7 protein-coding genes are annotated in these 6762 nt (G+C 53.5%); 4 read left to right on the top strand and 3 right to left on the bottom strand.

Features of this window, described 5'->3' with window-relative positions; all coding sequences use genetic code 11:
* Positions 1 to 237 precede the first annotated feature (237 nt).
* The 3 genes from IJT02_02775 to IJT02_02765 are packed head-to-tail and all read left to right on the top strand — an operon-like array spanning position 238 to position 2701.
* Entirely contained in the window at positions 238 to 1071 is an 834-nt protein-coding gene (locus IJT02_02775) for an FkbM family methyltransferase (GenBank protein MBQ7543845.1), read from the top strand.
* A gap of 47 nt (positions 1072 to 1118) precedes the next feature.
* Complete coding sequence (locus IJT02_02770; protein ID MBQ7543844.1) at positions 1119 to 2498, top strand: sodium-dependent transporter; 1380 nt, start codon at positions 1119 to 1121, stop codon at positions 2496 to 2498.
* A 44-nt stretch (positions 2499 to 2542) separates the two neighbouring features.
* A complete protein-coding gene (locus tag IJT02_02765) occupies positions 2543 to 2701 on the top strand; it encodes a rubredoxin (GenBank protein ID MBQ7543843.1) in 159 nt (52 codons plus the stop codon).
* A 66-nt stretch (positions 2702 to 2767) separates the two neighbouring features.
* On the opposite strand, the gene IJT02_02760 is transcribed toward IJT02_02765, so the two are convergent.
* The 3 genes from IJT02_02760 to IJT02_02750 form a co-directional block, all read right to left on the bottom strand.
* A complete protein-coding gene (locus IJT02_02760; protein MBQ7543842.1) occupies positions 2768 to 4609 on the bottom strand; it encodes a hypothetical protein in 1842 nt (613 codons plus the stop codon).
* Positions 4610 to 4701: 92 nt separating this feature from the next.
* Positions 4702 to 5445, bottom strand: a complete 744-nt coding sequence (locus IJT02_02755; protein ID MBQ7543841.1) for an SH3 domain-containing protein — start codon at positions 5443 to 5445, stop codon at positions 4702 to 4704.
* The gene (locus IJT02_02750; GenBank protein ID MBQ7543840.1) at positions 5442 to 6095 is read right to left on the bottom strand and encodes a hypothetical protein; all 654 of its coding nucleotides are present in this window, start codon (positions 6093 to 6095) and stop codon (positions 5442 to 5444) included. Before IJT02_02750 ends, IJT02_02755 begins: the two co-directional genes overlap by 4 nt.
* A 79-nt stretch (positions 6096 to 6174) precedes the next feature.
* Between IJT02_02750 and IJT02_02745 the strand changes: the two genes are divergently transcribed.
* Entirely contained in the window at positions 6175 to 6762 is a 588-nt protein-coding gene (locus IJT02_02745; protein MBQ7543839.1) for a hypothetical protein, read from the top strand.

The following is a 6762-nucleotide window of genomic DNA, read 5'->3' as shown; positions in this document are numbered from 1 at the left end:
TGCTTGCTTGCTTGCTTGCTTGCTTGCGCTTTCTTGTCTTCATGTAGCTTATCGTAGTAATTCCAACAACAATCGTATAGACATTAACAGCTCTGCTGTCCGTGAAGGATGGCGGGGCTATTTTTGTGCACACTTTTTCGGGAGGTAATGGCTTTGGGAATAATTAGGAACTTCAAGCAAAGATGTAAGCGTGTATACTTCGACATTGACACGTGCAGAGAATTTTTCCTGCGGTATATGGATAGTATAGCCGGAAAGTTCTTAGGGAAGACAACAAGATTTTACGGCAAGGCACACGCTCGAAGGATGTCAGCAATTTTCACACAGGGCGATGTGTATCAGATCCGTGATGCTAAACTTCCTGCCTTGACTGGTGAAGACGCAATACTCTTCTGGGAGTTCATCTTCGAGGGTTCTTTCGGAAGTTACGTGTGGTGTAATGATGATTACAGCGAGGAGACCTTCAACTTCTGTAATGCGTGCTTGAATGAGGGGCCGTACGGACTTATGAACGACAAGGTCAGTGCTACCGTTCAACCCGGAGACATAGTTATTGACGCTGGAAGCTGGATAGGAGACTTCGCAGCCTATGCCTCTGTGAAGGGGGCAACTGTTTACGCTTTCGAGCCTACTGATACCACGTTCGAAAATCTGAAGAGAACAGCGGAACTCAATGGCAACATCATTCCCGTAAAGAAAGGCTTGTCTGACGAGAAGACCCACGCGCACTTCTTCGTCAACACAGTCGGCAACTCAGGAGCTAACCGAATCGATGCCTCTTCGGGAGACTTTACGGAGGCTCCATCAGGAATTGATACAATAACGCTTGATGACTTCGTACGCGAGAATAACCTTCCGCGCGTAGACTTCATCAAAGCCGACATAGAAGGCTTTGAACGCCACATGCTCGCCGGAGCACAGGAGACCCTCGCACGTTTCGCCCCGAAGCTCGCGCTGTGCACCTACCACCTCCCGGACGACCCCGAAGTCATGGCCCGCCTCATACTTCAGGCAAACCCGCGCTACAACATCGTGCAGAAACGCTGCAAACTCTTTGCGTCCGTTCTCTAACTGCTATAATCTTGCAATCCTTAATTTTTCGGGAGGTCTGATTATTAATGTCAGAGAAATCGCGTGAGACCTTCGCATCCCGCTTGGGATTCATCTTCCTTTCCGCAGGGTGCGCAATAGGTCTGGGCAATGTTTGGCGTTTCCCCTTCATCACAGGGCAGTACGGAGGTGCCGCCTTCGTCCTCATCTACATCATCTTCCTGCTGTTCCTTGCCATGCCGATAATGGTCATGGAGTTCGCTGTAGGACGCGCCTCTAAGCAGAGTATGTCGCGCTCGTTCGCCGTCCTGTGCCCAGAGCACAAAGTCTGGAGCTTGTGGGGCTACATCGGCTGGGCAGGAAATTACGTCCTGATGATGTTCTACACCGTCGTTACTGGCTGGATGCTCTCCTACACGTACTATTCATTCAGCGGAAAGCTCGAGGGGCTGAACGCTGAGGCAGTCGGGGGCTTCTTCGGCGGAATGCTGGCGAATCCCTACGAGCTGACTTTCTGGATGGCTGTAGTTATCATTTTCGGCGCGCTCGTGTGCTGGGCCGGACTTCAGAGCGGCGTTGAGAGCATCACCAAGACCATGATGTGCGGACTTCTGGTGCTGATGCTGGCTCTTGCCGTCAGGTCAGTAACCCTTGAAGGCGCAGAAAAGGGCTTGGAGTTCTACCTTAAGCCGGACTTCAGCAAGCTGGTATCTGAAGGGCTGGGAACAACGTTATACGCCGCACTTGGCCAGGCGTTCTTCACGCTCTCAATCGGTATCGGTTCAATGGCGATTTTCGGGAGCTACATTTCACGGGACAGGACGTTGTTCGGTGAGAGCCTGATTATCACTGCACTTGATACCTTCGTCGCACTCATGGCAGGATTAATCATCTTCCCGGCGTGCTTCGCGTACGGCATCAACCCCGGCGCAGGTCCCGGCCTAATCTTCGTAACCCTTCCCAACATGTTCAACCAGATGCCCGGCGGCAGAATCTGGGGAGCAATCTTCTTCCTGTTCATGAGCTTTGCGGCACTCTCTACGGTTATTGCAGTCTTTGAGAACATTGTAGCCTGCTACATGGATCGTTTCAGCTGGGACAGACATCGCGCAGTCTCCGTGATGTTCGTAACGATAATTCTGCTGTCGATACCCTGCGCGCTCGGCTTCAACGTCTGGTCGGGCTTCCAGCCTCTCGGGCCGGGCTCAGGAGTGCTCGACCTCGAAGACTTCATCGTGAGCAACAACCTTCTTCCCATCGGAGCACTTATCTACCTGACGTTCTGCGTAACACGCTACGGCTGGGGATGGGACAAGTTCATTGCTGAGGCTGACGAAGGCAAGGGCGCGAAGTTCCCGAAGAGCCTGCGCTTCTACTTCACGTATATAGTACCTGTTATAATCCTCGTAATTCTGTGCACGGGGTACTATCAGACGTTCGTGAAGTAAGCATTTATGCTATAATAACCCAAACATAGAGGGAGGTTAGTACAATGACAAAGTATGTATGCACCGTATGCGGTTACGTGTACGATCCTGAGGCCGGAGACCCTGACAACGGAGTAGCTCCGGGAACAGCGTGGGAGGATGTCCCAGAAGACTGGGTGTGCCCCCTGTGCGCAGTAGGCAAGGATTCCTTCGAGGCTCAGTAAACAACGAGACAAAGAATTATCCCCCGTCAGAACACCGGCGGGGGATTTGTTGTGTCTTGGTTACGTCTAGAGGTCTGCAAGCAGCCACATGAACCCGAAGCCCTCAAGCCTGATCTCACCGAGAAGGTTCGGCTTGAACATGTACCCCGTGATCATGTCCCTGTAGTTGAAGATACCGCCGAGATTCTCGCTCGTCGTTATCGTCTGGGGCTCGTCGCTGAAGTTGAAGAACGCCAGCATCTTCTCTTTCTGCGTCTTCTCGCCGTAGTACCTGCCTATTCCGAGCACGTGGTCATTGTCCGTCTCAATCAGCCAAGTATCCGCACTGTTCGAGAAAACCGCCTGTGTGTCCCTGAGGCTCACGAGCTTATGCACTGCGCTGAAGATTCGTCCTTCGGGCGTGCTCATGTCCTCTCTCTTGGCCGCATTCTCCCAGCGGAACGCTCCCCTGTGTACGTAGCGGCTGTCCGCTGCCTTGTCGGGGTCGTCGTGGTACGTGTAGTCGTTGAGCTGGCCTATCTCGTCTCCGCTGTACAGCACGGGTATTCCGCTCTGTGTGAGCAGGAATGCGTGAAGCATAACGTCCAGACGTATAGCCATCTCCTTGTTGCCGGACTCGAGCCCGCAGAGAGAAGCAGTAGTTCCGCACATTCTCGCATCGCCGAGCTCTGGAGCGTCGTTGTAGGTCTCGCCCCTTGACGGCGAATCCCGGAAGTCGCCCTTGAAGTAATCGTTCAGGAACTTCTTGTGAGCAACCTCGTCAATCCCGAACGTCCTCAAGAACCCGTAATCCAGTCCCCAGCCGATGTCATCGTGGCAGCGCAGGTAGTTCAGGAACACGTATTCCTTCGGCAGTGAGAACACGCTCTCGAGCTGGTGCTTCATCAGGCGCGTATCCTGCGTAGCTACCGTGTGCCATGTACTCGCCATCGTCGTAACGTTGTACAGCATGTGGCATTCCGGCTTCTCGACTGTCCCGAAGTACGGCACAACCTTTGACGGCTCCATAACGACTTCTCCGAGAAGCAGCGTGCCCGGGCAGACTATCTCGCAGGCCATGCGCATAATCCTCACCAGCGTGTGAACCTGCGGGAGGTTGCGGCAGTTCGTGCCGAGCGTCTTCCAGATGTAGGGCACTGCGTCGAGACGGATGATGTCTATTCCCTGATTGCACAGGTAAAGCATGTTCTCTGTCATGTCGTTGAACACAACGGGGTTGCGGTAATTCAAATCCCACTGGTACGGGTAGAACGTAGTCATTACTACTTTGCCCGATTCCTCGTTGTAGGTGAAGTTGCCCGGTGCTGTCGTCGGGAAAACTTCAGGAAGATTCTGCTCGAACTGGTTGGGAATCTCCCAGTTGTCGAAGAAGAAATACCTGTCCTGATACTCCTTCTCGCCCCTGCGCGCATGTTTTGCCCACTCGTGATCCTCGCTGGTGTGGTTCATCACAAAGTCCAGGCACACGCTTATTCCCCGTGAATGGCATTCAGCGGAAAGGTCGGCCAAGTCCGCCATCGTGCCCAGGTCAGGACGCACCTTCCTGAAGTCAGACACTGCGTAGCCGCCGTCGCTCCTGCCCTTCGGCGTGTCCAGAAGAGGCATAAGGTGAAGGTAGCTGACTCCGCACTCCTGCACGTAATCGAGGTGTGCCTTTATGCCCTTGAGGTCTTTGGCGAAGCACTCGGAGTACATCATCATTCCGATAATGTCATTTCCGGCGTACCATGTCGGGACTATTTCGCGGGCTTCGTCGAGTTCGCGGAGGAGGTCGTTGCGTTCAAGCCAGCACTTGCGGAGCATCGAGCAGAAGTAGTCGAATGCCTGCTTGTCGCTTCCGTAGAGTTCGTAGTAGAGCCACTTGAGTTCGTCATAATGTCTTGCGAGCCTTGCTTCAAAAACGTTCATGAAGAATCAATACTCTCCTTGCGTCAAAAAATTTGGGATTGCCGATAGTATAACAAAAAAGGGGCTGTATTTGCCCCCCGTGATTGCGTGATTTAGCCTTCACCTTCAGGTGCTGTCCAGATAATCCTACCGACGACCGGTTCTCCTTTGCTGTTGGCGGTGAACTCGAAGAATATGCTCTCTCCCGTGTCAGGGTTCGTGTACGTCCAGCCTTCAGGGCCGTCAACTGGTTCATCATCGTCATGCTCCGAAGTAATTACATCATTGAAGTCGTGAAGGACATCCTCAAGGACACTGCGTGCATCGTCTGACATCTCGAGGCCGGAGAGCTTGTCGAGCGGGTCTCCTACTCTTATGCCTGCCAGTGAATAGCCCCGCTTCTCAATCTGCACCTGTTGAATCATGTCCTCGTCATCGTAGCGCAGTATCAGCCCGTTGTAATTCAGGTTGCCGAACTCGTCTCTCTTGGCCTTGCCGAAGAGTGTTTCTGCCTTCTCGGGGTAAACTCCGAACATCTGCCGCACCTTCACGAACTCTTTTCCCGTCGGCTTGCCGTGATACCAGCCATAGTTCACGTAACGCCCCGAGATGAACGCCGTGCCTTCTTGTGTGGGGTGCTCTATCTCGTACCACTTCTCCCCGTCAACCCACGCCTCGTCCAGAATGACGAACACGTGCCGCCTGCTCTCGATCTTGCCGACGATTCTGCCGTCAGTGCCGGGATCCTCCCGAAGCCGGACGTTCGTACCTGTGCACGCGCCAAGCTCCGGGTAACTCGCCGCCCATGCCGTCCCGCAGAACAGCACCAGCATCAACAACACCGCAAACTTCTTCATAGCTTTCTGCCTCCTTTAGTCTTCACTGGTCTTTCCCAGCTCATACTCTCAATGCCTTTCTCGCTGAATACGAAGCTCATCGCCTCGCCGCCAGCACCCTCAAGCGTCCACGTGTCGTTATCTTTATCCCAGCCCTCAGGCATTCCGAGTGCCGCGAGTGCTCCGGGCTTGTCCCCGACGTTCACGCCGCCGAAAGCAAATCCACGCCGCGAAACTTCTGCACGCTGAAGGCTGAAGGAGTCGTACCACAATCTTAGGCCGGGATACTCGAGCCTGTCAATGTCGAAGTTGTCGGGACGGCCTAAAATTGCGCGGGTTTTGTTCTGGTTGATACCGAGCATTAGCCTCACCCTGACGAATATCTCCTCCGCTCTTTCCCCCGTGAAGATGACGTACTGCGCAGGAATCCACACGTTGCCCTTCCTCAGCGGATGATCTACCTTGAACCACCTCTGGTCGTTCACTGTTACGTCGCCAAGAATAACCAGCTCTGTGCCGGTGTTCACGTAGCCAGCAGTCTTGCCCTTAGGGCCGGGAAACTCCCTGAGCCTGATGTTCCGTCCGTTGCACTGGCCGATTGTCGGAAAGTCCATTCCCCAAGCAGTGCCGCACAGCAAAATCACCCACACAACCGCGATAACCTTCCTCAAAATCTGAAGCCTCCTTCTTTGTCTGAGGATGTGGAAATGATAACATAAGCACAATAACATTCATCAAGGAGGTATTGTCATGAAGAAACTTATAGCTATGGTGTTCGTGCTAGTTCTTGCGGGGAGTGCCTGTGCAGAGGTGAAGATTGACCTCGACAACTACCAGTGCGTCCTGTGCAACGAGACATTTCTTGCCTTCAAGGGAGACCCTGTCGACTATGTGAAGATGGAGGAGCAGGCCAGCAGAATCTTTCTGCTCTCCGACAGGAACAAGCGCGTCGAGAAGAGGTGCGTGAACGGCTCAACGATCCACGCCTACAAGAAGACGGGCACGCGCAACGTGAACATCGACTTCATCGCGCAGAACATGAACAGGATTCTTGTGGTCAAGGGCGGAGGGGCACTGAGCCAGAAGCTGCTGGGCTGGAAGTGTATTCTGTGCGACAAAGAGTTTTACGGCTTCGCGGGAATCAACATGAACATTCGCGACTGGGGGGCACAGCCTGACCACATCAAGTCCCTCAAGGGAATGCGCGGAATCGACCAGTGCTCGGGACGCTCGAAAGGATATTACGGGCACGTGTTCAAGGTAACGTCCGAAGGCCCGATGACTTCCTACGACTTCGCCGGAAGTGCAATCATGGACAAGATGTATTACGTGAGATAA

This window comes from Synergistaceae bacterium (assembly GCA_017450125.1).
Lineage (GTDB): Bacteria > Synergistota > Synergistia > Synergistales > Aminobacteriaceae > JAFUXM01.
Note: the sequence above shows the minus strand (reverse complement) of the source record. Positions and strands in the feature narration are given on the sequence as shown.